Source organism: Bradyrhizobium sp. Leaf396 (assembly GCF_001424605.1).
Classification (GTDB): domain Bacteria; phylum Pseudomonadota; class Alphaproteobacteria; order Rhizobiales; family Xanthobacteraceae; genus Bradyrhizobium; species Bradyrhizobium japonicum_C.
The window spans coordinates 1-25,769 of record NZ_LMQJ01000020.1; the positions used below are offsets into that span (position 1 = coordinate 1).

General features: G+C 60.8%; 24 protein-coding genes and 6 pseudogenes. 16 read left to right on the forward strand and 14 right to left on the reverse strand.

All coding sequences use genetic code 11. The features are described from left to right. Nucleotides 1–91: 91 nt before the first annotated feature. From asnB to ASG57_RS19055, 6 genes and pseudogenes are all read left to right on the forward strand, one after another. Nucleotides 92–1,885: pseudogene (gene asnB, locus ASG57_RS19035) on the forward strand (asparagine synthase (glutamine-hydrolyzing)); the annotation flags it as partial. Nucleotides 1,886–1,901: 16 nt separating this feature from the next. After that, nucleotides 1,902–2,162, forward strand: a complete 261-nt coding sequence (locus ASG57_RS19040; RefSeq protein ID WP_057197000.1) for an acyl carrier protein — start codon at nucleotides 1,902–1,904, stop codon at nucleotides 2,160–2,162. Nucleotides 2,163–2,193: 31 nt separating this feature from the next. After that, entirely contained in the window at nucleotides 2,194–3,750 is a 1,557-nt protein-coding gene (locus ASG57_RS19045; RefSeq protein ID WP_057197001.1) for a class I adenylate-forming enzyme family protein, read from the forward strand. After that, on the forward strand, nucleotides 3,747–4,751 hold the full coding sequence (gene nadE / locus ASG57_RS19050; protein ID WP_057197002.1) for an NAD(+) synthase: 1,005 nt from the start codon (nucleotides 3,747–3,749) through the stop codon (nucleotides 4,749–4,751). Before ASG57_RS19045 ends, nadE begins: the two co-directional genes overlap by 4 nt. Nucleotides 4,752–5,248: 497 nt before the next feature. Beyond that, the gene (locus tag ASG57_RS40020; protein WP_197433688.1) at nucleotides 5,249–5,401 is read left to right on the forward strand and encodes a hypothetical protein; all 153 of its coding nucleotides are present in this window, start codon (nucleotides 5,249–5,251) and stop codon (nucleotides 5,399–5,401) included. 344 nt (nucleotides 5,402–5,745) lie between these two features. Further along, nucleotides 5,746–7,680: a carbohydrate porin gene (locus ASG57_RS19055; RefSeq protein WP_502686926.1), complete on the forward strand. Its 1,935-nt coding sequence runs from the start codon at nucleotides 5,746–5,748 to the stop codon at nucleotides 7,678–7,680. A gap of 102 nt (nucleotides 7,681–7,782) precedes the next feature. Here the strand turns inward: ASG57_RS19055 and ASG57_RS36855 are convergent. Together ASG57_RS36855 and ASG57_RS19060 are read right to left on the reverse strand one after the other, a co-directional pair. Next, nucleotides 7,783–7,944 (reverse strand): annotated as a pseudogene (locus ASG57_RS36855) (transposase); the annotation flags it as partial. 52 nt (nucleotides 7,945–7,996) lie between these two features. After that, nucleotides 7,997–8,299, reverse strand: a pseudogene (locus ASG57_RS19060) (IS5/IS1182 family transposase); the annotation flags it as partial. Between the two features lie 32 nt (nucleotides 8,300–8,331). On the opposite strand from ASG57_RS19060, the pseudogene ASG57_RS36860 reads away from it, so the two are divergent. Beyond that, nucleotides 8,332–9,313, forward strand: a pseudogene (locus tag ASG57_RS36860) (helix-turn-helix domain-containing protein); the annotation flags it as partial. A gap of 118 nt (nucleotides 9,314–9,431) precedes the next feature. Here ASG57_RS36860 and ASG57_RS36865 read toward each other — a convergent pair. The 3 genes from ASG57_RS36865 to ASG57_RS19085 all read right to left on the reverse strand — a co-directional run bounded on the left by ASG57_RS36865 (nucleotide 9,432) and on the right by ASG57_RS19085 (nucleotide 11,202). Then, nucleotides 9,432–9,791, reverse strand: coding sequence for a sensor histidine kinase (locus ASG57_RS36865; RefSeq protein ID WP_057197005.1), 360 nt, complete (start codon nucleotides 9,789–9,791; stop codon nucleotides 9,432–9,434). Nucleotides 9,792–10,348: 557 nt separating this feature from the next. Next, on the reverse strand, nucleotides 10,349–10,729 hold the full coding sequence (locus tag ASG57_RS36875; RefSeq protein WP_057197007.1) for a hypothetical protein: 381 nt from the start codon (nucleotides 10,727–10,729) through the stop codon (nucleotides 10,349–10,351). Then, nucleotides 10,726–11,202, reverse strand: coding sequence for a winged helix-turn-helix domain-containing protein (locus tag ASG57_RS19085; protein ID WP_244490936.1), 477 nt, complete (start codon nucleotides 11,200–11,202; stop codon nucleotides 10,726–10,728). The genes ASG57_RS36875 and ASG57_RS19085 overlap by 4 nt, the downstream gene beginning before the upstream one ends. Before the next feature lie 163 nt (nucleotides 11,203–11,365). On the opposite strand from ASG57_RS19085, the gene ASG57_RS37885 reads away from it, so the two are divergent. The 4 genes and pseudogenes from ASG57_RS37885 (at nucleotide 11,366) to ASG57_RS37895 (ending at nucleotide 13,183) form a co-directional block, all read left to right on the forward strand. Beyond that, nucleotides 11,366–11,539 carry a hypothetical protein gene (locus ASG57_RS37885; protein WP_156402737.1) on the forward strand — a complete coding sequence of 58 codons (174 nt, stop codon included), beginning with the start codon at nucleotides 11,366–11,368 and terminating at the stop codon, nucleotides 11,537–11,539. 290 nt (nucleotides 11,540–11,829) lie between these two features. After that, nucleotides 11,830–12,171, forward strand: a complete 342-nt coding sequence (locus ASG57_RS19095) for a hypothetical protein (protein WP_156402738.1) — start codon at nucleotides 11,830–11,832, stop codon at nucleotides 12,169–12,171. A 60-nt stretch (nucleotides 12,172–12,231) separates the two neighbouring features. Then, nucleotides 12,232–12,559: pseudogene (locus ASG57_RS39215) on the forward strand (cation transporter); the annotation flags it as partial. Nucleotides 12,560–12,889: 330 nt separating this feature from the next. Continuing rightward, entirely contained in the window at nucleotides 12,890–13,183 is a 294-nt protein-coding gene (locus ASG57_RS37895) for a hypothetical protein (protein ID WP_156402740.1), read from the forward strand. A gap of 143 nt (nucleotides 13,184–13,326) precedes the next feature. On the opposite strand, the gene ASG57_RS19105 is transcribed toward ASG57_RS37895, so the two are convergent. Genes ASG57_RS19105 through ASG57_RS19110 form a run of 3 tightly spaced genes read right to left on the reverse strand, consistent with a single transcriptional unit; the run spans nucleotide 13,327 to nucleotide 15,738 of the window. Continuing rightward, a complete protein-coding gene (locus tag ASG57_RS19105) occupies nucleotides 13,327–15,156 on the reverse strand; it encodes a carbamoyltransferase family protein (RefSeq protein ID WP_057197010.1) in 1,830 nt (609 codons plus the stop codon). Nucleotides 15,157–15,160: 4 nt separating this feature from the next. Next, nucleotides 15,161–15,310 carry a DUF5989 family protein gene (locus tag ASG57_RS37900; RefSeq protein ID WP_230646723.1) on the reverse strand — a complete coding sequence of 50 codons (150 nt, stop codon included), beginning with the start codon at nucleotides 15,308–15,310 and terminating at the stop codon, nucleotides 15,161–15,163. Between the two features lie 2 nt (nucleotides 15,311–15,312). After that, nucleotides 15,313–15,738, reverse strand: coding sequence for an SxtJ family membrane protein (locus ASG57_RS19110; protein ID WP_057197011.1), 426 nt, complete (start codon nucleotides 15,736–15,738; stop codon nucleotides 15,313–15,315). 154 nt (nucleotides 15,739–15,892) lie between these two features. Between ASG57_RS19110 and ASG57_RS19115 the strand changes: the two genes are divergently transcribed. Then, the gene (locus ASG57_RS19115) at nucleotides 15,893–17,038 is read left to right on the forward strand and encodes an SGNH/GDSL hydrolase family protein (protein WP_057197012.1); all 1,146 of its coding nucleotides are present in this window, start codon (nucleotides 15,893–15,895) and stop codon (nucleotides 17,036–17,038) included. Nucleotides 17,039–17,376: 338 nt separating this feature from the next. Continuing rightward, a pseudogene (locus tag ASG57_RS37905) lies at nucleotides 17,377–17,594 on the forward strand (lytic murein transglycosylase); the annotation flags it as partial. Between the two features lie 1,005 nt (nucleotides 17,595–18,599). On the opposite strand, the gene ASG57_RS37910 reads toward ASG57_RS37905, so the two are convergent. Both ASG57_RS37910 and ASG57_RS19130 read right to left on the reverse strand, forming a co-directional pair. After that, nucleotides 18,600–18,824: a hypothetical protein gene (locus tag ASG57_RS37910; RefSeq protein WP_061026999.1), complete on the reverse strand. Its 225-nt coding sequence runs from the start codon at nucleotides 18,822–18,824 to the stop codon at nucleotides 18,600–18,602. 131 nt (nucleotides 18,825–18,955) lie between these two features. Next, a complete protein-coding gene (locus ASG57_RS19130) occupies nucleotides 18,956–19,222 on the reverse strand; it encodes a hypothetical protein (RefSeq protein WP_156402742.1) in 267 nt (88 codons plus the stop codon). Nucleotides 19,223–19,260: 38 nt separating this feature from the next. Between ASG57_RS19130 and ASG57_RS19135 the strand changes: the two genes are divergently transcribed. Together ASG57_RS19135 and ASG57_RS19140 are read left to right on the forward strand one after the other, a co-directional pair. After that, on the forward strand, nucleotides 19,261–20,052 hold the full coding sequence (locus tag ASG57_RS19135) for a flagellar hook-basal body complex protein (RefSeq protein ID WP_230646716.1): 792 nt from the start codon (nucleotides 19,261–19,263) through the stop codon (nucleotides 20,050–20,052). 266 nt (nucleotides 20,053–20,318) lie between these two features. Continuing rightward, nucleotides 20,319–20,522 (forward strand): hypothetical protein, encoded by a 204-nt coding sequence (locus tag ASG57_RS19140; RefSeq protein ID WP_057197016.1) that lies wholly within the window; start codon nucleotides 20,319–20,321, stop codon nucleotides 20,520–20,522. 176 nt (nucleotides 20,523–20,698) lie between these two features. Here ASG57_RS19140 and ASG57_RS19145 read toward each other — a convergent pair whose 3' ends face one another. The 3 genes from ASG57_RS19145 to ASG57_RS40030 form a co-directional block, all read right to left on the reverse strand. Beyond that, the gene (locus tag ASG57_RS19145; protein WP_082528996.1) at nucleotides 20,699–22,297 is read right to left on the reverse strand and encodes an oleate hydratase; all 1,599 of its coding nucleotides are present in this window, start codon (nucleotides 22,295–22,297) and stop codon (nucleotides 20,699–20,701) included. A gap of 275 nt (nucleotides 22,298–22,572) precedes the next feature. Next, a complete protein-coding gene (locus ASG57_RS40025; protein ID WP_502686921.1) occupies nucleotides 22,573–23,400 on the reverse strand; it encodes an MBL fold metallo-hydrolase RNA specificity domain-containing protein in 828 nt (275 codons plus the stop codon). A 54-nt stretch (nucleotides 23,401–23,454) separates the two neighbouring features. Beyond that, nucleotides 23,455–23,976 carry an MBL fold metallo-hydrolase gene (locus ASG57_RS40030; protein WP_502686920.1) on the reverse strand — a complete coding sequence of 174 codons (522 nt, stop codon included), beginning with the start codon at nucleotides 23,974–23,976 and terminating at the stop codon, nucleotides 23,455–23,457. Nucleotides 23,977–24,369: 393 nt separating this feature from the next. Between ASG57_RS40030 and ASG57_RS36885 the strand changes: the two genes are divergently transcribed. Then, complete coding sequence (locus ASG57_RS36885) at nucleotides 24,370–24,951, forward strand: RNA polymerase sigma factor (RefSeq protein WP_082528997.1); 582 nt, start codon at nucleotides 24,370–24,372, stop codon at nucleotides 24,949–24,951. On the opposite strand, the gene ASG57_RS19160 is transcribed toward ASG57_RS36885, so the two are convergent. Further along, nucleotides 24,948–25,454, reverse strand: a complete 507-nt coding sequence (locus tag ASG57_RS19160; RefSeq protein WP_156402743.1) for a hypothetical protein — start codon at nucleotides 25,452–25,454, stop codon at nucleotides 24,948–24,950. The two genes, ASG57_RS36885 and ASG57_RS19160, sit on opposite strands and share 4 nt — an antisense overlap. Nucleotides 25,455–25,769 lie beyond the last annotated feature (315 nt).

Below are 25,769 nucleotides of genomic sequence, written 5' to 3' on the forward strand. Positions count from 1 at the left end.
GGATCGCGCCGACGCCGGGCTCGTAACTCCGGTCGGGCTACGCCCTCCCTGCGTCACGAGCCCGGCGAAGCTCTCTCATCCTGATTGACGCTCCACTGTCACCCTGATTGCCGCGCGGCAGCCGATGCAGAGCGCCAACGGCGAGCTCAGCGTCACCTTCAATGGCGAGATCTTTAACTACATCGAATTGCGCCAGGCGATGATCCGCCGCGGTCATCGCTTCCGGACCGATTCCGACACCGAAGTCATCCTGAAGCTCTACCAGGAAAGGGGGGGCAACTGCGTCACGGAACTCAACGGCGATTTTGCCTTCGCGATCTGGGACAAGCGCCAACAGCGGCTGATGTTGGCACGGGATCGGATGGGCGTTCGGCCGCTCTACTATGCGCGCCGGCCCGATGGCCTGTTCTTTGCGTCCGAGGTGAAGGCGCTGTTGATGGTGCCCGGCGTTCGAGCCGAGCTTGATCCGTTTGCGCTCGACCAGATCTTCACCTTCTGGTTCCCGCTCTGTCCACGTACGCCGTTCAAGGGTATCTTTGAGCTTCCGCCCGCCCATGTGCTCGTTGCGGAGAGCGCTAGCATCTCGATCCGTCGTTACTGGCAGATGCATTTTGCCGACGAGATGATGGATCGTCGTAGCGAAGCTGCGATTGCCGCCGAGCTGCGCGAACTTTTGACCGACGCGACCCGGATCCGGCTGCGCTCCGATGTTCCGGTAGGCGCCTATCTGTCCGGCGGCCTTGATTCCTCGATCATCGCAGCGGTGACGCGGCAAATCAAGCAGGACAAGCTTCGCACTTTCTCCGTCACGTTCGATGCGGCTGAGTACGACGAGAGCGCCTTCCAGGGCGAGATGGCGGATGCGCTCGGCACCGAGCATGTGTCGGTCGCCTGCCGCACCGACGATATAGGCAAGATTTTCCCCGATGTGATCCGTACGACCGAACGGCCGATCCTGCGCACGGCGCCAGCGCCGCTGTTCCATCTGTCCGGCCTAGTACGCGCGCAGGGCTACAAGGTGGTTCTGACCGGCGAAGGCGCCGACGAGGTGTTTGCCGGCTACGACATCATGAAAGAGGCGAAGATCCGCAGGTTTTGCGCGAGCCAGCCGCAGTCACGGCGTCGCCCGCTGCTGCTGCAGCGGCTCTATCCCTACCTGCCGGGCCTGAAAGGCCAGTCGCAGAAATATCTCGAGGCGTTCTTTCGCGCCCGCGCCGAGGAGGTCGGCGATCCCCTATTTTCGCATCTTCCGCGCTTCCGCAACACCGCGGGCGCAAAGGTCTTCTTCTCGGACGAGCTGCGCCGCGAGCTCGGCAACTACGATGCACTCGATGAATTGCGCGCGGGGCTGCCGCCGGAGTTCAGCGACTGGCATCCGCTAGCGCAGTCGCAGTACCTTGAGACGGCATACCTGCTGCCGGGCTATATCCTGTCGTCGCAGGGCGATCGCGTGGCGATGGCACATGCCGTCGAAGGCCGCTTCCCGTTCCTCGATCCCCGCGTTGTGGAGTTCGCCGCGCGAATCCCGCCGCGCCTCAAGATGAAGGGCTTGCGCGAGAAACACATCCTGCGTGAAGCGATGGGGCATCTCTTGCCGCCCGCGATCGGCAACCGGCCAAAGCAGCCGTACCGGGCGCCGGATGCCCATTCCTTTGTCGGCGCGAACGCTCAGGAGTACGTAAAATCGATAATGTCGGAGCACGCGCTGGCTAACGCAGGGGCCTTCAATCCGCGCGCGGTGGCGAAACTTCAACAGAAGTGCGTGGCTGCCGCCAATCTCGGCTTCCGTGACAACGTAGCCTTTGTCGGCATTCTTTCAACCCAGCTTTGGCACGACGCTTTCGTCGAGCAAAACCTCTCGCATCAAAATCTCAACGCAGCCTAATCAATGGAGTTCTTAGATGCCTGCCGATGTGACCACCAAGATCCGCGATTTCATCAAGGACAACTTTATGCTCCGGGACGATCGCGCGGAGCTTGCGGATGCCGAGTCGCTTCTGGACACGGGACTGATCGATTCCACCGGCGTTCTTGAGCTCGTCGCTTTCATCGAGACCGAGTTCAGCATCCAGATGGCTGACTCGGACATCGTTCCGGAAAACCTGGATTCAGTGGAGACGATTGTCCGCTACGTCGATGGCAGGCTGGGGACAACGGTTTAGATAGCCGACAAAGGGGGCCGCGGGTGACGCCATGAGCATCCATCGGATCGAAGAGTACCTGTCGGCCAGCGCTCGCAAGTTCGGCGACAAGGTTGCGCTCGTCGCAAGCGGGCGCCGCCTGACATTTGCGGAGCTCGAGGTGTTGTCCGACCGGATTGCGGCGGCGCTCAACGACGGCGGTATCAAGCGGGGCGACCGTGTTCTCATTTTCATGGACAATTGCTGGGAGGCTGTCGTCTCGATCTTCGCGGTGCTGAAGGCCGGCGCAGTCTTTAGTCCGGTGAACCCGTCGACGAAGTCCGAAAAGCTGGCGTACGTTGCCCGCAACTGCCGTGCCGCGGCGATCCTGACCCAGGGCCGTCTTTTGCCCGTCGTTATCGAAGCCGTCAAAAGCTGCGAGGCGGTACCGCTAATGATGGTCGCAAATGCCGGCAAGGGCGGGTTGCCGGACGGCTATGCCTCGTTCGAAGCGGCGTGTGAGACGCCGCGCGCCCCGCCGCGTTCGGGTATCAACCTCGATCTCGCAATGCTCATCTACACCTCGGGATCGACCGGCTTCCCGAAAGGCGTGATGATGACGCATCAGAATATCGAGGCGGCCGCGACCTCGATCACCACCTACCTCGGCAACACCTCCGATGACGTGATTCTGGCGGTGCTGCCGATCTCGTTCGATTACGGCCTCTATCAGGTGCTGATGGCGGCTAAACTCGGCGCGACACTGGTGCTCGAGAAGTCGTTTGCCTTCCCCCAGGCGATCCTGAACCGGATCGCGGAGGAGAAGGTCACGGGTTTCCCGCTGGTGCCAACCATGGCCGCGCTCCTCTTGCAGATGAAGGATCTGCGGCCCGGGGAATACGCGACGCTTCGTTACATCACCAACACGGCAGCAGCCCTGCCGCCGGCACACATCGCCCGGCTACAGGAATTATTCCCGACCACGACCTTGTTCTCGATGTACGGTCTCACGGAGTGCAAGCGCTGCACCTATTTGCCGCCCGCGGAGTTGACGAGAAGGCCCGAATCAGTCGGCATCGCCATCCTTGGCACCGAAGCCTATATCGTGGGCGACGACGGCTTTCCGCTTCCATTCGGCTCAACCGGCGAACTCATCATTCGCGGACCGCATGTGATGAAGGGTTACTGGGAAAATCCTTCCGCCACGGCAAAGGCGCTACGCCCCGGGCCGCTGCCGCACGAGATGGTCCTTTATACCGGCGATCTGTTCCGCTCCGATGAGGAGGGATTTCTCTATTTCGTCGGCCGCAAGGACGACATCATCAAGACGCGCGGCGAAAAGGTCAGCCCGAAGGAAGTCGAGAACGTGCTCTACGCGCTTTCCGGGGTGCGGGAGGCCGCCGTCGTCGGCGTTCCGGATCCGGTGCTCGGGCTCGCCATCAAGGCGGTTGTGGCGCTCGACACCTTCGCGGCCCTCTCGGCGGCCGACGTGATCCGCCACTGCGCACGGCATCTGGAAGATTTCATGGTGCCGAAGCTCGTCGAATTTCGCGACCAGCTTCCAAAAAGTGAAAACGGAAAGATCGCCCGGCGGCAGATCGAGGCCGAGTCTCTGGAGACTACATCATGAACGAACATGTGCAGACGGTCGAGGCTGGCACACCTTTTTCGCGGGAGGCCCTCAAGCTCGACCCCGCCCGGGAAATCGAGCAGATTAGCGTCGGCATTCGCGAACAGGTGCTGAAGACGTTGCGCAAGCGTGGCGCCATCGTCGGCCTGTCCGGCGGCATCGACTCCAGCGTCACAGCGGCGTTGTGCGCCCGCGCACTGGGCGCCAAGAACGTGCTGGCCGTCCTTATGCCGGAGAAGGATTCGGAATCCGACAGCCTGCAGCTTGGCCGCAAAGTGGCCGAAACGCTGGGCATCCACTGGGTTGTCGAGGATATCGCGCCCCAGCTTGCCGCCGCCGGCTGCTACAGCCGGCGCGACGAATTCATCAGAAAGGTCGTGCCTGAGTTCGGGGACGGGTGGGGATGCAAGGTCGTCCTCGGCGGAGCGCTGGCGGCGACGGGTTACAACATCACCTCGCTGGTTGTGCGGTCGCCGAGCGGAGAGATGCGCAAGCTGCGCATGCCGCTGGACGTCTATCTTGGCATCATTGCTGCGACCAACATGAAGCAGCGCACCCGCAAACAGATCGAATATTATCACGCCGACCGGTTGAACTACGCAGTTTCCGGGACGCCGAACCGGCTCGAATACGATCAGGGCTTCTTCGTCAAGAACGGCGACGGCGCGGCCGATTTCAAGCCGGTCGCGCATCTCTACAAGAGCCAAGTCTATCAGCTTGCCGAGGCCCTCGACATTCCGCCGGACATCTGCAGTCGGCCGCCGACCACCGACACCTGGTCGCTGTCGCAGACGCAGGACGAATTCTACTTCGCGCTGCCGTATCAGGAAATGGATCTCTGCTTGTTCGGCCTGAATCACGGCATTGCAATGGATGCAGTTGCCGCGGCCGCGGAATTGTCGATCGAGCAGGTCAAGCTCGTTTTCAGGGACATCGAGCACAAGCGGCGGGCGACCCGCTATCTCCATGTCCCGCCTTTGCTCATTGGGGACGACAAATAAATAGCGCGAATAGATTCCGTCGGCCAAAGAAGTTCGTCAGCCGGAGCACGCTGCCGAGAATACTTGCGTCGAGACCGAAGGCTCCGTTGCAGGTAATTCCTCTGTCTGATTGTCGACTCGCACAGCACGTCTCCGCAGCTGGGCGCCAGAGGTCTTTTCCGAGCAACTCCTCCAGCGTCGCTCCAGCGAGCAGGTCTTACCCGGCGCTTTGCGCTGTCGGGGCGATGCCGGCCCTCTGGTTACCAAAGCAAAACAAAGCCCGTACTGTCCGCTTGAAGGCCGGGAGCAGGGCTGCGACTGCACATCTCAATTACCTGCAGCGCGACGGCACCACTCGGGATGGCGGGCACGGTCAGCTCTACGGAGCGGATGACGACCGGACGGATGGGGCGAGCCTTCGTCGAGCGCGGCCACGGGGATCGCCACCAGTTCCGCTTTATTGTCGCGCCCGAAGATGGCGATCGGCTCTTGGTCTTCGCGGCTTCACCAGCGACTTCATGCGGCAGATGGAAGAGGATCTCGGCACCCGGCTCGATTGGGTCGCGGTCGATCACTTCAACACCGGCCACGCGCACAGCCACGTCGCTATTCGAGGCAAGGACGATTCCGGCAAGGACCTGATCATCCGCAGGACTACGCCGAAGGGGTGAACGGGCGACCCTGGAACTCGGCCCCGAGACGGATGTCCTCGCGGCCAGTCGCCAAGTCCAGCCACAAGAGTTGTTGCAATTCTGTCACAATGGGGGTGAGCGTCGCTTAGAGCTTCTTGCAATTAAGAATTATTCGCAATAAATCTTTTGCGAGCTCAGAGCTTTGGGGCAAATCTCCGGCAGTGGACATCTGGACCTGCAGCGACCAGCCGGCCATGGCCGTTCGCTGCATCGGCTGTGGCGGCGAACCTGCAAGGATGGGCGACGGCCAGTGTTTTTGTGTTTGGACCCATTTAACGATGAACCGCCGATCCCTGCGAACCTCCGCTGGCCTCGGGCTCGGCATGCTCGTCCTGCCCGGCGCAAGCTTTGCCGCCGACCTGCCGCTGAAGGCCCCTGCGCTGAAGGCCGTCTATGATTGGACCGGTTTATATATCGGTGCGCACGCAGGCTACAGCCGTGGCTCTTCCAGCTTCGTCCTGAGCGATCCCGCAGCAACCGTGGGCAGTGGTCAATTCAGCGGCATGATCGGCGGTGTGCAGGCCAGCTATAATTATCGGCTAGCTTCCGGATTGCTGTTCGGCGTGGAAGGTGATCTTTCCTTCCCGAATTACATCACGTCGAACTCGATCGTCTCTTTCCTCGCGACACCGCGCGCCGCGGCGACCCAGCAATGGGATTATTCCGCAAGTGTCCGTGGCCGTGTCGGTTACGCCTCGGGCTTGTGGCTGTTCTATGCGACCGGCGGATTGGCATGGATGGGCGAGCGCTTTTTCAGCACGCCTGCCGCTGGCGACGGCGAGAAGATCCTCCACACGAGGCTTGGCTGGATTGCGGGGGCCGGCGTGGAATACGGCTTCGCGCCGCATTGGAGCGCTCGGCTCGAATATCTCTACAGCCGGTTCGAGAACGCCAGCGTTACCTTTCCTTCCGCGACCCACTACACGTCATCCCTGGATCTTCAGTCCGTCCGCGTCGGTCTCAACCGCAAGATCGACTTGCCGGGGTCTCCGAATTACCGCCCCAGCGCATCCTTAGACGACACCGAGTCCAACCGTTGGGAAATCCACGGCCAGACTACCTATCTGCCGCAAGGCTACCCGTCATTCCGCGCGCTCTATAGCGGGCCAAACAGCCTCTCACCGGCAGCACAGGCCAAGGCGACCTGGAGCAACAGCCTGTTCCTGAACGCGCGCCTCTGGGAAGGCGGCGAGGTCTACTACAATCCGGAATTGCTGCAGGGCTTCGGATTGAACGATACGGTGGGCGCTGCCGGCTTTCCCAATGGCGAGGCGCAGAAGTCGAACTTCCCCTACCCGCACTACAACACGTCGCGGCTGTTCCTGCGCCAGACCTTCGGTTTCGGCGGCGAGCAGGAGGAGCTGCCAAGCGGACCAGGCCAGCTTGCCGGAAAGGTCGACGTCTCGAGGCTGACGCTGCAGGCGGGCAAATTTCCAGTCGTCGACGTGTTCGACGGCAACGCCTACGCCAAGGATACGCGCAAGGATTTCATGAACTGGTCGCTGTGGGCGCCCGGCGCGTTCGACTATTCGGCCGACAAGGTCGGTTTGACCTATGGCGTCAGCGCCGAACTCAACCAGAAGCATTGGGCATTGCGCGGCGGCTATTTCCTGATGGTCGCCGAGTCGAATTCGAACCATTTCGACACCCGTGCGCCAGAGCGTGGCCAGTATGTGATCGAGCTCGAAACGCGCTATTCCCTGTTCTCCCAACCCGGAAAGCTGCGAACCCTGGGCTGGCTCACCAGCGCCTACATGGGCAGCTTCCGCGAAACGCTGGACAATCCCGCGCTCAACCTCGACATCACGCAGACGCGCAAAGGCCGCACCAAATACGGCTACGTCATCAATCTCGAGCAGGCGATCACCGACGACCTCGGCTTGTTCGCGCGCTGGAGCTGGAATGACGGCCGGACCGAGACCATGACATTCAGTGACATCAACGGCAGCCTTTCCGGCGGCCTCTCGATCAAGGGGACGAAATGGGGACGCCCAGACGACGTGATCGGTATCGGCGGCGCGGTCAATGCGATCTCGCGAGACTTTCGCGACTTTCTCGCCGTTGGCGGCCTAGGTGTGCTTGTCGGCGATGGTGCGCTCAACTACCGGCGCGAGCGGGTGCTTGAAACCTATTACTCCCTGGCGCTCAGCAAGGCTTTCACTTTGACCGCCGACTACCAGCTCATTGTCAATCCCGCCTACAATGCCGATCGTGGCCCGATCTCGATCTTCTCGGGGCGCCTGCACGGGGAGTTTTGATGCCTGTCCGGCGGCAAAGTCCGACGCTTTCCGTGCGCAGTAATAATTTGGTCGAACAACCCGGGAGTTGACCATCAGTGCATATGTTGGGCGCGGGTTTGCGGCTATCCGGCGCGGCTCCAGGAAGCCGGGGAAGTAGCTGCCCTTGCGCAGCTTAGGGATACGCAGCTCGACGGCGCCGGCGCAGGTCTCCGAGTCACGATCGCGATAGCCGTTGCGTTGGGCCAGCCGTTCGGCGCTCTTCTCGCCGTAGCCGGCGCCGGAACTGTTCCGTTACCCGATCCCCCTGATTCATCGTCCGTGAAGAACGCGGATTTCAACCTGGGTTGAACTGAAGTCGAGCGGTGAACTGGACGAGGATTTGGCGCAGCAAGAGCGCCAGCCAGCGGATGAGACGCCGGAAGTTGTAGCCGGCGGCGGCGAGGACCGCATTGGTGACGTCGCCCTGGCGGTGCCAGAGATAGTTGCGGCCCATCCGGTGTTCGGATTTGAGATGGCCGATGACCGGTTCGGCGACCGAGCGGCGGCGCAGCTCGCGTTTGATCTTTGGCGTTACCCGTCGCTTCCGGCCAGAGATGAACACCCTGAACTTGTGTTCGGGCGGCGCATTGTGGCCGCGTGTCGGTAAGTTAAGGTGGGCGTCCACTGGGACGGACTGTCTATCGTTGTGACCGTCCAAGTCTGACCCTCGGTGCTGTGCGGATTGAGCCCGCGGTTGCAAGGGAGCTTCTCCGGGCGGTTGAACCGATGGCGATTGACGTCGCACTCGAAGCCGAGCGGATGGAGCGCAAAACCGAACACCGACGCATCATCGAGCTGGAACTTCAGCAAGCCCAATATGAGGCTTCGCTCGCGGAGCGACGCTATGCCCCCTGCGATCCAGGTAATCGGCTCATCGCCGTACAGCTGGAGAAGAGCTGGGAAGCAGTGCTTCGTCGCGTCGAGTCGTGCCAGACCCGATTGGCTGCCGCACAGGCTGCCGATCACGACGTTATTCTGCCCGACTTTGTCGGCCTTGCCGATGATCTGAATGCTGCTTGGAACGCCCCCGGCGTCACCACGCGCGCCCGTCAGCAGCTCTTGCGTGCCCTCATTTCCGATATCATCGCTGATGTTGACGAGACAACGCGCGAAGTCATTCTGACGATCCATTGGCGCGGCGGTCAGCATTCACAGCTCCGCGTCCGCAAGCCGAAGGCAGGCGAGCACGGATGCCGCACATCCGAGGAAGCGCTTGCTGTGATGCGAGCCATGGCGACCCGATGGTTGGACTAGAATATCGTCGCCTTGCTAAATCGGATGGGGATGCCGACCGGCCAGGGCAAGACACGGACCGCGCACCGCGTCAGCTCGGTGAAGAGTGAACGGCATTCATGCGTACCGCTCGGCTGGGAAGAACGGCGAATGGCTGACCATGTCGGAAGCCGCGGCAAAACTTGGGGTGTCGCATCATCGGATTCGCCGCCTGATCAAGGATCGCATTCTGCCTGCTGAGCAAGTGGTACCTGGCGCGCCTCATCAAATTCGATCGTCCGATCTCGAGACCGATGCTGTGGCTACCGCGATCTCGCGAACAGGTCGCCCGTGTCGCACGGATTCCGAGAATCAACTTCCAATGTTTCCAAACACTTGACGAAGGGGGGTACAATGAGCATGTCGTCGCAAATCCGCGCAGCGCGCGTTCGGCCGCATTGTTGGTGAGGCAGATCCGGCCGTCGTCGATGAATCACGCTCGGAGACCGGAGCCGGCGCTACCTTGCGAAAGCGACCGCTGCGATCAGACCGCTGCGGTCGCTGCGGTTTCGATGCGAGAGCGTGATCCCCTCGCGTTCGGCGGTCGACTTGGCGATCACGAGACCGAGACCCGTTCCTTCGATCCCCGGAGCGGCCGCCCTGAAGAAGCGGTCGTAGATAAACGGAATCGCATCCTCGACGATGCCGGGACCTTCATCGACTGCATCGATCGCGCAATCGCCATCCGTCTTGACGATCCTCACCTCCACCGAGTCGTCGGACTTCGAATAGATGATCGCGTTATCCAGCAGGGTCGCGAGGATCTTGCGGATCGCTTCGGGGTTGCCCTCGACGGAGGAGGGGCCGTTTGCGGTCATGGCCAGTTGGATATTTCCGCTCTTCGGCCAAGGGATAGAAGTCCGCCAGCAATGATGTGGCCAAGGCCTGCAGGTCGACCTTCTGCCGGTAACGAAGCGAGGCGCCCTCCGTTCTCGCCACCTCGAGAAGTTGGCTCGCCAGGTGCGAGGCCCTTCGTATCCCGCCGCGCAATTCGTCGGCGAGCTCTCTGGTCTGGTCGGGCAGGTCTCCAGAGATGAGGTTATCCGTCTGGATCTGAAGTGCGGCGAGCGGGCGTGCGGGGCTCATGTGCCGCGTCGGCGACGAAGCGTCGCTGGGCCTCCAGCGCTTCCTGATATCGAGCGACGAACCCATCTGTCGCGACGATCAGGGGCGCCGCTTCCTCCGGAACGCCGACGGGCCGCAGCGGCTCGCGCGCGTCGACGCTGCGCCGGACGATATCAATCGAAAGAAGCCGAAGCCCGCGCATCGTGCGATTGATCGACCAGCCGATGACCAGCCAGGCGAACGGAACGGCGAACAGAAGGGAGAGGGCGGCACCGGTCGCCGCATGAAGCGCGATCTCATGGCGGGCGCTTCAGGTCTGTGCGACCTGGACGTCCTGGCGCGCGTGGCTCCAGCGATAGACGCGCCAGTCCCCGCCGGCGGCGGCGACGTCGGAAAGACCTGGCTGGGCCTCCCATGGGATGTCGATCTCGGGTCCGGAGCGGTGAACGACCTTGCCGGATCGATCCCAGATCCGGACGACAAGATGATCTTCGTCTTCGCTGTCCAGCAACGGGCCGGCCTCGCTTCGATCGCCCGGACCGACGTTCACCGCGATTTCCTGCAACTGGGCGTCGAGGAACTTGTTCATTTCGTAGCTGACAAGCGCGAGCGTCGACGCCGCGGCGGCGAGGCCCACGATCGCGAGCATGGCTGTCCCCCGGACGGTGATGGTCCTGCGGAGCGAAATCATGACGCGGCTCTTGTGACCATCCAGCCAGCGCCCCGAATGTTGCGGATGATATCCTTGCCGTACTTCTTGCGCAGACCGTGGATTGCCAAGTCGACCGCGTTGCTCTGCACCTCTTCGCTCCAGCCGTAGATGCGGTTTTCGATCTGGCTGCGCGAAAGGATCGTGCCCGGCCTCTCCATGAGCGCGTACAGGACCGCGAACTCCCGGGTGGAAAGCGTGGACTCGATCCCACGGAACGTCACGACATAGGTGGACGGATCGAGCGTGATCTCCTTGCTGCTTACCAGCAAGTTCGATCGGTCGCTGACTCGGCGCGTGCTGGCGCGAATGCGGGCGAGAAGGATTCGGAGCTCGAACAGCTTGATGATGTAGTCGTCCGCGCCCAAGTCGAGCCCAGCGACCATGTCCTCGACCTGGTCCCGCGCGGTGATGACGAGAATCGGAGGAACGCTGCTCGCGCGCGCGGCCTTCAAGACTTCGTCTGATGCCCGACGTGGCGACGCCACAAGCGCGAGACAGAAGCAATCCTTCGCGTTGGAGATAAACTGGCGCCCGGTGCTGGCTCTCTCCGCCACGTCTCTGCGGCCGGCCCGAGCGCGGGTGGAGGAGCCATGGTTTCTGGAAGAGTTGGACCGCATGCGCTCCAACGGCAGACCTCTGCTGCGACCCCGCGACCAGCGATTGGTGCGCTCGGCGAGACCTGAGGAGATCGCCGAGCTTGAGCTGCGGCGTGGTCTGGATGAGGCGAGGGGCGAAGACCTCAAGTATTGTTTTGCCTTTCTGGTGCCGATCGACGCCGAACTGAACTGACACCGCCGAGTGCTGGTGCCACATGCTTGTCGAGACGAAGGCGACGAGGCGCAGGATGAGAACTGTCCGAGCACTGAATCACTCCCGTAGAAGTAGGCCCTGTTTCCTTGAACCCTGTGCGTAGTTCATATGATGGCAGCTTACCGATGGCGAGAAGAAAGACTGTGCAGATGGGAGCGCCTCGTTTAGGCGCGGCGAGCCGTATCTCCGATCGTGTGCGGCCGATTAGCGACGATTACCGAAAGACCGGAGGGACGCTCCTGAGGTCCTGCCGCTGGCTGGAAATTTCTTTGCTCATCCTAACAGCGGCGACTTCGGGCGCGGAGGCACAGCCAGCGACCGCGAAGATCGTCGGACTCGGCGCAACGCGATGTTCGCAATTCTCCAGCGACGTGCAATCCAATCCGGCGGTCCGGCGCGATTACCTCGCCTGGGCTCAGGGCTACATGAGCGGAATCCTGGTCGGCCGGCCGGCAGGTACGGACACCGGACTGGATCTCAATCCTCCGACCTTCGGTCTTCTCACCCAGCTGAAGTTTCTCGAGGATCACTGCGCCGGCAATCCAAGTCAGGATTTTTCCGATGCAGTCGAAGCGCTCTACGGGCGGCTGCGTAAGGAAGGTCGCACGTAAAGACCGCTCTGATAACCGCCATCATCCTAGCGGCACTCAAATTGGTGGACTTACACGACAATCGAACACTGGCAGCCCCTCCGACGGGCAGTTTTGCTCGTCGCGTTGCTCAATCTCGGCTATTTCGAAGCCGAGTTCGCGGTCGCGGCCGCGATCGGGTCGGTGTCGCGCTCTTTGCTGACTCGGTCGACTTTCTCGAGGATGCCTTCTGATTGCGATTGCCGTCGGCTGGCGGCCGCGGGCGCGTGCTCCGCTAGGCATGGCGCTCGCCGGTATCCTGCTCGCCCCTGGCATCGCCACAATCTGGACAGTTTGGGACAAACTGACTCTCCCCGTCGCTCCCGCTCCCACGCCGTTGACGCTAACCGGAACGGGAGCCCTCGTGGTAATCCGGCGAGACAGCGGCTCCAAACTCGATGTGCTTGAGAATGCGGCCCACTTCCCGCGCTGCCTTGATCGGTGCTGGAAACTTCTGATCGAACTGCGTTGTGTTCCAGTTCACCTCTCGGGTTGGATTTCCTTCAGCCCCAGGAGTTGAATTTCGGCATGCCGAACATCGGCTTCCTTGCCTCGAGGACAGCCGTTGGTCGTCAAGCACGTTCTGAGGGCGCTTTGCTTTGACGCAGGCGCGGAAAATGCTGTCCCATGCTCGTTCAGCAGCAATTCATATGGGGCGTTTCATGTTAAATGCCTCAACATCTAACGGAGGACAGATGCAATGACACGACTTTATTCCCGGCTCGGTGCAGCGGCGCTTGGTTTTGGCCTCGTGGTGGGCGGCCTGGAGCTTCAGGCTTCGCCACTTTCGACCGTCCCGATTTCGGACGGCGACGCAAAGCTGCTGAAGGTGCAGCATCATGATCCTCATTACGATCGCCGGCACGTCCGTCGGCAGCGCCACCACAGCGATCGTCCTCTTCATCAGGTGGTTCCGCCGCCGGTGATCGACGTGATCCCGCACCATAACCAGCCGCGGCCTCACCACCGCCGCCGTCATCATGAGCATCACTAGCGACCTTGCACTTTAGACCCGTACCAGTCGCACCCACGCGGCCTTGGCCGCCCGGTGCGGCTAAGGCAAACTAATCACGCGTTACTCCGGCACTAATTTCGAGCTCGTCGCTACCTCCTCTGTGGCGTCTACCTGAAGAAGCGCTAATCCAAGTCGAAAGCGGAACTGTAATCCTGCTTGAGATCGGGATTCTGCTCGCTCTTGCGCAGCACGCAGTTGCCAACCACGAGCAAATCCAGTTCGTTGCCCATGAAGCAGCGGAAAGCATCTTCCGGCGCGCAGACGATCGGCTCGCCGCGCACGTTAAAGCTGGTGTTGACCAGCACCGGACACCCGGTCCGCGCCTTGAATCGCGTCAGCAGCCGATGAAAGCAGGGATTGGTCTCGGCGCTGACCGTCTGGATGCGGGCGGAATAATCGACATGGGTTACCGCGGGAATTTCCGAGCGCGCGATATTGAGCTTGTCGATGCCGAACAGCGCCTGCTCCTCGGCGCTCATGGCGCGCCGCTTGTCCTTCGTCACGTCGGCGACGATCAGCATGTAGGGACTGTCTGAATCGAGCTCGAACCAGTCGGCGACGTCCTCGCGCAGCACGGCTGGCGCGAAGGGACGAAAACTCTCGCGGTACTTCACCTTGAGATTGAGGTTCTTCTGCATGGTCGGCGAACGGGGATCGCCGAGGATCGAGCGCGCCCCCAGCGAGCGGGGGCCGAATTCCATGCGGCCCTGAAACCACCCCACCGCGAGCTGATCGGATAGCGCCTTTGCTGTTGCCTCGATCATGTCGCCCTCGTCCAGCACGGCAAAGCGCGCGCCGCAAGCGGTGAGCCTCCGTTCGATCTCGCTTTGCGAAAATTCCGGCCCGAGAAACGCGCCGGACATTCCGTCGGTCGCAGCGATGTTGCGTGGCCCGCTCTTGAACTGATGGAAGGCCGCAAGCGCCGCGCCGACTGCGCCGCCTGCATCGCCCGCAGCGGGCTGAATCCAGAGGCGGTCAAATCTGCCGTCGCGCAGCACCTTCCCATTGGCCACGCAATTGAGCGCCACGCCGCCGGCAAGGCAGAGATTGCGCGCACCGGTCCGGCTCGCGAGGCTGCGCGTCAGTCGCAGCACCGCCTCCTCCAGCACGGCCTGAATCGAGGCTGCGGCATCCATATGGAACGGCGTCAGCAATTGATCCGGCGACCGCTCGGGTTGACCGAACAGCTTCGCGAACCGCTCGTTGGTCATGGTGAGACCGGTGCAATAATCGAAATAGGACATGTCGAGCCGAAATGATCCATCCGGCTTCAGGTCGATCAAATGATCCAGAACGAGCTGCGCGTATTTGGGTTCACCGTAAGGCGCCAGTCCCATCACCTTGTGCTCACCGGAATTGACCTTGAAGCCGATGTAACTGGTTACGGCTGAATAGAGCAGGCCGAGCGAATGGGGAAAATGAATCTCCTGGAAAATTTCGAGGCGGTTGCCATCGCCTATCGCCGCCGAGGTCGTCGCCCACTCGCCGACACCGTCCATGGTCAGGACCGCGGCCTTCTCGAACGGCGACGGGTAGAAGGCGGACGCGGCGTGGCTCAGATGATGCTCGGCGAACAACAGCTTTTCCGAAGCGAAATCCTCGTCGAGCTCCCGGAGCTTACTCCGCAACAGGCTTTTTTGGAACAGCTTCTCCCTGAGCCATAGGGGGATTGCGATCTGGAAGGAGCGGAAGCCGCGCGGCGCGAATGCGATATAGGTTTCCAGCAGGCGTTCAAACTTCAGGAACGGCTTGTCGTAGAACACGACATGATCGATCTCTGAAAGTTTTGCGCCGGCTGCTTCCAGGCAGTAGCGAACCGCATGGCGCGGAAACGAGGCATCGTGCTTCCTACGGGTGAAACGCTCTTCCTGCGCTGCAGCAATGATGTGACCGTCCTCGACCAGCGCCGCGGCGCTGTCGTGGTAGAACGCAGAGATACCGAGAATGCGCATTACCCTAGAACAGCGTGTAGATGAACGGCGCGACCGCGGAGCCCTTCGTCAACACCCCAAGACCGCCGAACACCACCATCATGATCAGGATCGGCAGCAGCCAGAACTTCTTCCGCACGCGCATGAAGCGCCAAAGCTCGGCCAGAAAATCCATCATCAGAACTGGTCTCTCATTGTTTCCGGCGCAGGCCCCGGTACGCGCGTGATCCAATAGCTCTCCGCGTCGGGCTCGCGTTTCAGTCGCAGAAGATCCTCGCCGCGCAGTCGCACGACAAGGCCGGTCGGCAAGATCGTACCGTAAAAGAGAACACCCATGACGATCGGGTTGATGATCTTGTGCAGAAGCAGGCCGAACTTCATCCACAGCCGATTGAGCGGGTGCAGCAAGGACGGACGAATCCAGGCGGCGACGAGGAGCAGAACCGCGACGGATAGGGTCCACGGCCACAGCTGGCCGAGATGCCAGCGGTTTAAAAGGCTCAGAAGCGCGAGCCCACCCGCCACCACCCAACCGAAGGTCCGGTCTGATCCCGGAAGCGATGTCTCGTCGCGGGTGAAGCTTTCATGGGTTGACTGCGGCATCAGAACTGGCCAATCGCCCTTTTTGGATATTTCAAGGTACCTTATCAGGTGTCCGCGACACGGTCGCTTTTTTGCCTCTTCCCCCGGGGGGCAGTTGAAAGAAATCACGGTCCTGCAATGTTAAGCCGCTCGAAGTTCATTTCGGAGATATTCGATGAAGCGCTGGTGTCGCCTCCTCGGACAGGGGGCGCTGCTGTTCATCACCTGGGTCGCGATCTTTGAGATCGGGTTACGGTTGCAGCAGTATTTCGGTCCGCTGGTCGATCTCGAAATGGCGAGCGTCAACCTGAATTGGGAATCCGACGTCTTGAACCATAAGCCGGAACCGAAAAACCAGAACCTGTGCATTTACGGCGATCTGACCGGCTTCAGCTACCAGAGATCCTATGACGCGAACGGTGTCAGGATCATCGACGATAGGGCACTGCTGGCCGGGTGTCGAAAAGCAGTCTCGGTCTTGTTCCTTGGCGATTCCTTTATGGAAGGCTACGACGACGAGAACACACTGCCGTATCACGTCGCAAAATATTTCAAGAAAGAGCTGGGGGTTTGCCTAAAGACCCACAATGCCGGTTATACCTCATATTCGCCGGCCATCTTCGTGCCGCAGGCGAAGCTGCTGCTGCCGATTGTGCGTCCCGACTATATCGTGGTGGACGTGGACGAGACCGATCTATACGACGACTTCGCTCGATACCGTAAGCTGATTGTCCGCAATGGGCGCGGACAAAATGTCGGCGTCAAGGCTTCACCCATCGGACACGAATGTAGTTTCGGCTTGATGGAGGCTCGCGAGCATCCCTTGTATCTGATGCGGTTTGTGGCCAAGGCCTGGATGTCCCTCGTCCACATGCCAGCGGTGATTAAGAAATACCGATCGGACGAGCTCGTTCTTTTTTCCTATTCACAGGACCATGGCGCTGATCTCGAACAGAAATATTCAGAAGCACTTTCGAGTTTCAGGCAGAATCTGCAGGAGCTGGCTGACGTGCTAAGGGACTACGCCGGGGACGGGAGCCGGGTGCTGTTCATCTTTCACCCGCATCTTGAGCACTTGAAGCCCGACGCTGAGGGCCGCGTGTGGAACAATCTCGTAAGCTCTACGGTGCACAAAATCTGCATCGCCAACAACTTTCTTTTCTTCAATGCCACCGCAACATTGAAGCAGCGGTTCGGATCGCACCCCGAGAATTTCTATTGGAGGCAAGGTGATATGCATTTTAGTCTTAACGGATTGGAAGAATATTCCGCTGCGGTCGCAGCGTTCATGGCCTCCTCTATGATCAAACCGAAGGACTGACCGTACCATCCCATAGTTTCCAACTGGTCGGCGATCTCAAGACCGCAGTTGGCAGCGTCTCGGTTGGCTGGCGGCTAGGCTGGCGGGCGCAATTTCGATTAATACCGACTGCACTCATGCCCCGGTGGTGCGAGGCACGGTCTGGCGGAGGACATTATCACGGAGGTGTCTCGCTTTCGGGAATTTGCCGTCATCGCTCGCAACTCATCTTCTTCTACAAAGGCAAGCCGCTCGACGTGGCGCAGGTCGCCCCAGACCTCCGGGTACGACGTAGGTTCGTCGTTTCGCGCGAAGAGCGAGCGATCTCGGCAAGGCCGATCTGCGTGCGCTGCAGGGCCTTAGCCTCATCCCAAGGCGCACGCATCCAGGCCGCCACCGCGCTGAGCTCGACGGCGAACTTCCTCAAGGCGCATGGCCGGCGCGCAGCAGGGCGAACCCAACTTCGCAGCGATCGAGGCATTGAATGCCGCAGGGGGTTTATCAGAAGGTGATCGCGATCATGGGCCGGCAGATCGACGGCGAAGGCACGGCGGCGGCGCGATGGGGCTGTAGCTGATCCGGCCCGGCTCCGCTCTGCGAGCTACGCCAGGGCGCTGGCTCGCCACGCGTAGCCGATGACGACTCGCCACGCGTAGCCGAAGACGAAGAGTGGTGCGTCATTTCGAATAAAATTGCGAATTCCGCCGCCTGGAAGAAGCGGCGCAATGCCGACCGCGCCCACGTCAAATGAATGTTCACACCGAACAGGCTCGCGCCAAAATGGCGCGCGCCTATCCAAAGCCCTCAGCCAAATCAGGCCAATTTCAACCAGTCAAACGTCTGCTGTCGAGGGTACTGGGAGTATCAGGCGGAACTATTCATCCAGAAGCGCGTTCTCCAACGGGATTCTCTTAGCGAACACGGACTTTACTCATGACAAAGACCAGAAAATGCGTGCAATGGGCCGCCGTTGCAGCTCTTTTGGTGAGCGCCGGCATGTTTAGCGACGTCCGACCGGCGACCGCGCAACACGGTGGCGGCGGTGGGCACGGGGGCGGTGGGCACGGCGGCGGCTTCGGAGGCCACGGCGGGTTCGGGGGCCATGGCGGTTTCGGCGGTCACCTCGGTCACGGGGGTTTTGGCTTTGGCCTATATGGCTTGGGCTATGGTGGCTACGGCTACCCCTATTATGGTGGTTACGCCTACTATGGAGGTGGCGACTGTTATCTCGTGCGGCGGCGCGTTGTGGGACCACATGGACGGGTCTATTTCCGGCGCGTAGAGGTGTGCCGTTGAGATCAGGCGTTGCGCAGCCACCAAAACTCATTCCCGGTGACGTTCACCGACGGGGTAGAAGTCCACGGGATCCGTCAGCCCAAATCGCCGCCGCCTGACGGCCCTGGCCGTCACCAAAACTTGGCCATAACTCGGAGAAAGGAAAGATAGTTCGGAAAAGGTGATCACCGGCACCGACTGAGCAAGACCACGCCATCGCTGCCGGCCCCATGGGCATCGCTTCGTTACGGATCAGATCATAGCGATGCCGATGGCACAGATGCCAACTGGCGGACGAGGCCACTCCTTACATCTTGTGACCGGGCGGCATGCCTTTCATATCTCCCATATTCCCGGACGATGGCTTACTTTTTTTGGCTTTCTTGCCTTTCTTTTGCGCGACGGAGATCACCAAGGGTTCCCCTCGGCTGAGCCATGGGTCGGCTGAAGCGGGGGAGGCCGGGGCGGCCGAAGCGAAGTCGCCGCCCGCAAGCATCACACCGGTCGCAACAAGAAGAGCTAATTTGCGCATGAGATCCTCTCGATGTTGTCGCAGGGTAGTCCGACCAAATAAGTCGCGGCCCTTGAACAAGTTCCCGTGCCGGTGATCCGAACTCCGAAGCGCGGGTCAGGAAACGGAGACGCGCTCCCAAGATCTCTTCGTTAGTCGAACATATGAATGATGCGTCGGCTGGACGGATCGCGGAGCGGAAGGGGGTAGTGTCGCGCCGACTGGCGCCTGGAAGCCCGGTTCTTGGTGCGACTGATGGTGCTGACCATAAACAAATAGGCGCGATGGATCTTCGCAATCGTCCCCACCACCAGCATCTCAACTTCGGCTTCCATGGCTTGATGTAAGCCATTGTGGACCTTGTCCCGGGGGTGCCGATTGGGCTCTGCACCCGCATAACCTGCAAGGCCTCGGTCCATGCCGGACGTTTCCTTCCTGTCCGAGATCGAAACGACGGGTGCCGGTGCGCAACCGCGGTTACCCTCTCACCATCGACGTAGCTCTCGGCGACAGGGACGACCCTGATTCACCTGTCGCGACTGATCCGCTGCAGCGGAAGCTCGATGTCACGGCGCAGAACGTGGCAAACCTCGATACGGCTGGATTTCGGGCGCGGGAACTGTCGTTTCGTGAATACCTCAAGCCGGAAAAAGGTTTGAACGAAGCGGGGCAGCGAGAGCGGCCGCTGTCGCTGTCCGACCCACGATTTCAATTCACCGACAATTCCCAAGGCGCCACTGAATTAACTGGCAACCCGCTCGATGTTGCCATCAATGGCCAGAGGTATTTCGTCGTACAGACCGAGCGAGGCGAGCGCTTCACGCGAAACGGCGCATTCACGATTGATGGCGGTGGCCGTCTGGTTACGCTGGAAGGACAACCTATCCTCGGCCAAAACGGCCCACTGCAGGTCCCACCTAACCAGCGGGAGTTGGAGATCTCGCCTACTGGAATTCTCAGCACGAAGCAAGGCTTCCTCCTCGGTCAGCTCCGCGTGGTTCGCTTCGAACGGCCGCAGTTACTTCAACCCATCGGCGGGACTCTATTCAGGTCCGACGACCCACCTTCTGACATCGCTCCGCCGGCTATCACCCTCACGAGCGGCGCCTTGGAGAAATCCAATGTGCAGAGCACGCGCGAAATGAGCCGCCTCGCGGAGATTACCCGAACCTACGAGATGGTCGGCAGATTGCTCAAGAGCTCGCAAGATGCCGACGACATCAACAAGTTGGCAAATGTTCCCGAATAGCTCAAGCGGAGCCGTGAATCATCGCGCTGTGAGCAGTATGGTGCATGCCGCGTCGGTCGGCACCGGAGCACAGCTGCGCTGATCGTCACGCTGTTATCGGCCAGATTACCTGCCTGGATGATTTCCTCGCACAGCAATGAAGCAGCTCCCGTAACGGGGTATTGCCGCGGCTCGCGCTTGCGAACCGCTCAAAACATCTTCAGGTCTAGTCCTATCGCCAAAGACCTGAATTCTATGGGTTCGTGGCGATAGAGCCGAGCATTAAAGTGGCGTTTTCAATCATTCTGACGATGCGGATGGCGACGCGCCTGCGACAAGGCGCGGAGGCAGCCGGCCTCGTCACCCACCTCGTCAGCTTTCCGCGCGCGATCCAACGCGGCCCGATCGTGGGCCGCATCGATCTTTGCCTGCGCGTCGGCCTCGGTCGCGGACCTGATCGTGGGCTGGCGATGCATCTGCGCACGCACTGACTGGTGTACGGACCAACCCCGCGCCGCAAGGTCGGCAACCGCGCCTTCGTAGGCCGCGATCTCCTGGGCGCACTGGCCGGCGTGCGCCGATCCGGAAACTGGAAGCGCGAGCGCAATTGCACCAAATAGATGGGCGAGTCGCATTGTCATCCAACACCTCGCATTCAGCGGTTAAGTCAAGCAAACGCTTTCTCAACGGTCCTCAGCAGCACAGCCGGCGACTTGTCGTGGCGGGTCACGCCCGGGATCGGGCGATCGATCTTCATGAGCTGATAGACCGCCATCTGCGCCGCGCGCACCGAATATTCGACGGTGAACACGACGTCGTCGGGAATCTCCACGAACTGGCTGACGAAGGCGAGATTGACCGAATTCTTCGGCACCGGTAGCGGCCGGTCGGTCTTCGCACGCGGCATGAACATGCTGGTGATGTAGGGCATGCGGCAGGGGATGCAGATCGCGTCCTCGAACACCGTGCGATCGAAATTCAGATGCCCGCAGAGCTCGTTCAGGATTTCGGCGCCGCTGCAATCCGACATCGGCTTGGCGACGAAATTGCCGACGCGGTCGGGATGCAGCGCGTAGCCCCAGAACACCTGGACGTTCTTCGGCTGTCCTGCAAAATGCGGCTGATGATAGAGCACCACCGACATCAGCCAGTTGGAATCCTTGAAGGTGACGAGGCCGCCGGTGCCCGCCTTGTTACCGGAGAACGCCTCCATCTGATCGAAGAAGCGGCTGTCGCGGCAGGTGACGGTGAAGGACAGCCAATAGGATTCGGGAATCGAGGTATTGAACGCGGCCGGGTTACCGAACTCGGGACGGCCCTTGGCGATCTTCTCCCACAGCGCCCAGCCCTGGCTGTCAACCTTGGTCAGATGCGTCGGCGGCTCGGTCATCGAGCCGAGGCTCGAGGCGTCCGTCATCGAGGCATTCTGGAAGAAGACGAGGTCGCCATCCTCGAGGCGGACGTTGGAGGTACGGCCGTCGCGGTCGAGCACCAGCTGACGCACGCGCAGGCGCTCGCCTTCTGCCTCGAACGCCATGTCGGTGACACGTGTGTCCTGTACGAACTGCACCCCGTGCCGCTTCAGCCAGTCGATCAAGGGCCGCACGATCGCGTCGTATTGATTGTAGACCGTGCGCTTGACGCCGGCGAGCGTCTCGATGCGCGGAAACTCGTTCATGAAGCGGTGCAGGTAGCGCTTCAGCTCGACCGCGCTGTGCCAGGGCTGGAAGGCGAAGGTGGTCTGCCACATGTACCAGAAGTTCGACTCAAGGAATGGCGGCGACAGCCAGTCGGTAATGCGGCTGGAGCCGAGCTTCTCTTCCGACGTCTCCACCAGCCGCAAGAGCTCGAGCCGGTCGCGCGCGGAAAAGCCCATATGGGAGACGTCGACCTTGAAGCGGTTGCGATCGACGAGACGTGCGCGGGAATGCGCCTTGTTCTCCTCGTTGAAGGCGACCGTCTCGTCACGCACGCTCACGCCCGGGCGCTCGACCGACGGGATCGACGACAAGAGGTCCCAGGTGCATTCGTAGTGATCAGTGGTCAGCATGCGGCCGCCGCGCAGCGAATAGGCGCCGTTCGGCAATTGGGCACCGTCAAGGCTGCCGCCGAACACTCCCAGCGCGTCGTAGATGATGATGTCGCGCCCGGGAACGGCAGCATCGCGAATCAGGAATGCTGCACCCGCGAGCGACCCGATGCCACCACCAATGAAATATACCTTCACCGCTTGCCTCGATCGCCGTTCAGAGTTTTGTCTTGAAATACTGTATCCGAATGTGGTGTCGGAGCTTGCGTTGGATCAAGGTTCGTCGGTTATTCGGAATATCGGGGCGAACTCGAAGCTCCCACCACGTGCAAATTGCGGGGTATCGTGGGGCTCCTCTCGATCGTGCGCGCCTCGTTGCCGTTCCACTCGCCCAGGTGCGCGGATGACGAGGTGCCAACTCGATCACCGAACTGCCGGTTTGCAAAGCAACAATCACAGGAGAGCGAGCGAGGTTCGAATCTATTGATCAAGCGCTCGCTGTATTGGCCACATCAGGAACGTTTTGCGCCGGCGGTTGAAACAGGCTCGGGTAGAGAAAGGGCCGCGACCTCCATCTGGGCCGGAACCGTCGCGCTCCAGCCAAGCTCGCGCTCAATGCGCGAGCGCAATGCGTCCGACGCAGCGGGCTCGCCATGGGTGATGAATGTCATGCTCGGGGCGGACTTGCCGGTCCTCAGCCACGCCATGATTTCCTCGGCATCCGCGTGAGCCGACAGCGCGCTGATATTCCTGACCTCGGCTCGGACCGGAATGTCCTCACCGTGGATCCGGATGGCTCTCGCACCCGCCATCATCGCCGGCCCGCGCGTCCCTTTGGCCTGATAGCCGGCAAACAGAACCGTGCTTTTCGGATCGGCCACAAAGCGCTTGAGGTGGTGCAGGACGCGTCCGCCGGTCGCCATCCCGCTCGCGGATATGATGACCTTGGGTATCGTCATGGCGCTCAATCGCTTCGAATCTTCCACGCTGCGGATGTAGGTCGCCACCGCACACGAACTGCGGCAATCGGGTTCTGACAGTTTATGGTCCCTTCGATGATGACAAAAGATCTCACTGGCATTAACCGCCATCGGGCTGTCGAGAAAAATAGGGACGTGTGCGAGCTTTCCGGCCGCCTTCAGGCGTTCGAAGTAGAACAACAGGCTCTGCACCCGCCCGACCGCAAAGGCTGGTACGACGACCGTTCCGCCCCGCCGAACCGTACGATTGACAATGTCGTCGAGTTCGCTCTGCGGGTCGGCTTGCGGATGCCGGCGATCGCCATAGGTTGATTCGACGACGACATATTGCGAATCGGGACGCGCCTCAGGGTCGACCATCAAGGGGTCATTGAACCGCCCGAGATCGCCAGAAAACAGGACACTTACCCCGCCTCATTCGATTTGGAGCGATGCCGCACCCAAAATGTGTCCGGCGCGCAAGAGACGCAGCTGCGCGCCGCCGGGCAACGTTTGAGTCTGATGAAAGGGAATGGTCCACAGCTGCCGCAGCGCAGCTTCGGCATCCTCAACCGTGTAGAGGGGAAGAGCTGGCTTGTGGCGAGAAAATCCGTGGCGATTGGCAAAATGCGCATCGCTCTCCTGGAGGTGCCCAGCATCGCGCAACAGGATCTCGCAGAGGTCGGCGGTTGCTTCACTGCACAGGACATCCCCTCGAAAGCCGCCCTTGACCAGCACGGGAAGATAGCCGCAGTGATCGAGATGGGCGTGGGTCAGCATTACGGCTGAAATGCTTGCCGGATCGACCGGAAATTGCGCCCAGTTTGCCTCGCGGCGTTCTCGTTCGCCTTGGAATAACCCGCAGTCGATCAGTAGTCGTTGCGATCCGTTTTCCAAAAGATATTTGGATCCCGTGACCGTACCAGCGGCGCCGAGAAAGCTCAATTTGATGGTCACGTAACGGTCTCCTTCAGAACTCCGAACCTTCTTGGATCGTGATCGGGCTGTTTTTGTCGGCGCGCCAAGTCTTGCGCTGCCATCGAAACAAATTCAGCCTGCATTAAAGCGCCCGTCCCGCACAAGTCGTCAGGCGCACCGGTTGCGTGCACCGACATTGGCATGAGTCGTCGAACGCGCAGGGCAGCGTCAGGACCAAGCGATCCAAATGAGGATACGGTGGACAAGCTGCGATTCCTCCTGCTCTCAATCTTGCTTGAGGCGAAATGTATCCGGCTTGCCCTTCGTATTTGTTGAGCTGGATCAAGCGGAAAGCCATCTGGTCGCCTAATCTGCCCGACAACGGCCGTCCTCCTTCAGCACGGCCCCGTCGCATTCAAGCTTGGCACCAAAATGTCAGAGAAGCCGTCCGTTTCGCCTGCTCTTCAGACGATCTCCTCACCGCAGCAGGCCGTCGTCGCGGACGCGCTATCTCGGGGCTATGATCGTCTGAGAGCTTACCTTGTCCGTCGGCTTGGAAATGCGGCCGACGCCGAGGATGTTCTGCATGGAGTCATTCTTCGCGCGATGGAGAAAGCCGAGGCGCTTCGCGATGAAGGCGCCGTCCAAGGCTGGCTCAGCCGCATCGTCGCGTCTGCTGTTGCTGATCACCAGCGCCGCCAGGCATTGCGGCGCCGCAATGAGAACGAGCTTCTGCTGCAACAGGGTTCGCCGGAACCGATTGGCGATGAAAGCGAGGCCGCGGCGTGCGAGTGCGTTCACCTGATTTTGCCTGCGCTCAACACGGAATATGCGCAAGTGATCCGCCGGATTGACCTGGAGGCCGAGGACAGGCTTGCGGCAGCAGCCGCCCTTGGGCTGACAGTCAATGCGCTGACGGTGCGGCTGCATCGCGCACGCGGCCAGCTCAGGCAGCGATTGCTCGAGATGTGCCGCTCCTGCCGCGAGGACTCTTTCCTGCGGTGCGGTTGCTAGAAGATCAGCTTTCGACGAACTCTCGAATGTGCAGGCACTTCGCTGCGACTTAACCCCACTCCCTGTGGGGCGTCGGATTGGTGGCCGCGATGTGCCAAGCGTTGAAAGAACCCAGGAAACCGCAGGGCGAGATAGGCATACAAGATGTACTTGATGAGCTTGCCCGAGAAAATTGCCAGGGAGACGTGGAGAACCGGCAGGCGGTAGATTCCAGCGACCGCCAACAGGGCAAGTTTGGGCACAGGCAGCGGAAGCGCCATCACGGCGAATATCGCCACCGTCCCATATTGCGAGAGAAAGACAGTTGCCTGTCGCCAAGCCTGGGTGAGCGCAAGGTCCGGATAGCTTTTGGCCAGGAGACTCCACCCGAGATGATGGAATGCAAAATAAAGGCCGGTGGCCGCAAGGGCGCTGCCCGCCGCAGCCCAGACGGCAATTCCGACCCACGCGCGTCGTGAGGCCAGCGTGCCCGCAACGACGATAAGCTCGACCGGCAGGCTCATCGTGACTGTCGCGGCAAACGAGACCGCACCAAGGAGCGGTGCGAACGAGCTGCGGTGAGCCTGCTTCACGACGTAGGTGAGGGCGCGATTTGAAATGGCCCGACCTATCACGATGCAAAATATCCTTCAGATTTCGTCGCTGACCGCATCAGTTCAGAGCAGTTTTCGATGCTCGCATTCGAACGCTCTTCGCCAATCCAAGCGTGGAACTTGTTACAGATTTGTCACGATCCCTTGTTGAGTTAGATCAACCTGGGTGGGCGCGAGCCGCTCTAACCTTCAATTCGCTCCAGGGCCGTCGGCCCCCTCAATTCA

Excerpts from the sequence above, each read along its gene's own strand:
- ASG57_RS19115 (WP_057197012.1), top strand. The coding sequence starts at position 15,893 with ATGAAGCGCTGGTGTCGCCTCCTCGGACAGGGGGCGCTGCTGTTCATC.
- ASG57_RS37910 (WP_061026999.1), bottom strand. The coding sequence starts at position 18,824 with ATGCGCAAATTAGCTCTTCTTGTTGCGACCGGTGTGATGCTTGCGGGC.
- ASG57_RS19055 (WP_502686926.1), top strand. The coding sequence starts at position 5,746 with ATGCTCGTCCTGCCCGGCGCAAGCTTTGCCGCCGACCTGCCGCTGAAG.
- ASG57_RS19160 (WP_156402743.1), bottom strand. The coding sequence starts at position 25,454 with ATGAGCCTGCCGGTCGAGCTTATCGTCGTTGCGGGCACGCTGGCCTCA.
- ASG57_RS40020 (WP_197433688.1), top strand. The coding sequence starts at position 5,249 with ATGCGGCAGATGGAAGAGGATCTCGGCACCCGGCTCGATTGGGTCGCG.
- ASG57_RS40025 (WP_502686921.1), bottom strand. The coding sequence starts at position 23,400 with ATGGTCGACCCTGAGGCGCGTCCCGATTCGCAATATGTCGTCGTCGAA.
- ASG57_RS37900 (WP_230646723.1), bottom strand. The coding sequence starts at position 15,310 with ATGGATTTTCTGGCCGAGCTTTGGCGCTTCATGCGCGTGCGGAAGAAG.
- nadE (WP_057197002.1), top strand. The coding sequence starts at position 3,747 with ATGAACGAACATGTGCAGACGGTCGAGGCTGGCACACCTTTTTCGCGG.
- ASG57_RS37895 (WP_156402740.1), top strand. The coding sequence starts at position 12,890 with ATGACACGACTTTATTCCCGGCTCGGTGCAGCGGCGCTTGGTTTTGGC.
- ASG57_RS36875 (WP_057197007.1), bottom strand. The coding sequence starts at position 10,729 with ATGATTTCGCTCCGCAGGACCATCACCGTCCGGGGGACAGCCATGCTC.
- ASG57_RS19110 (WP_057197011.1), bottom strand. The coding sequence starts at position 15,738 with ATGCCGCAGTCAACCCATGAAAGCTTCACCCGCGACGAGACATCGCTT.
- ASG57_RS19130 (WP_156402742.1), bottom strand. The coding sequence starts at position 19,222 with ATGGACCGAGGCCTTGCAGGTTATGCGGGTGCAGAGCCCAATCGGCAC.
- ASG57_RS19105 (WP_057197010.1), bottom strand. The coding sequence starts at position 15,156 with ATGCGCATTCTCGGTATCTCTGCGTTCTACCACGACAGCGCCGCGGCG.
- ASG57_RS19045 (WP_057197001.1), top strand. The coding sequence starts at position 2,194 with ATGAGCATCCATCGGATCGAAGAGTACCTGTCGGCCAGCGCTCGCAAG.
- ASG57_RS37885 (WP_156402737.1), top strand. The coding sequence starts at position 11,366 with ATGCGCTCCAACGGCAGACCTCTGCTGCGACCCCGCGACCAGCGATTG.
- ASG57_RS36885 (WP_082528997.1), top strand. The coding sequence starts at position 24,370 with ATGTCAGAGAAGCCGTCCGTTTCGCCTGCTCTTCAGACGATCTCCTCA.
- ASG57_RS36865 (WP_057197005.1), bottom strand. The coding sequence starts at position 9,791 with ATGACCGCAAACGGCCCCTCCTCCGTCGAGGGCAACCCCGAAGCGATC.
- ASG57_RS19040 (WP_057197000.1), top strand. The coding sequence starts at position 1,902 with ATGCCTGCCGATGTGACCACCAAGATCCGCGATTTCATCAAGGACAAC.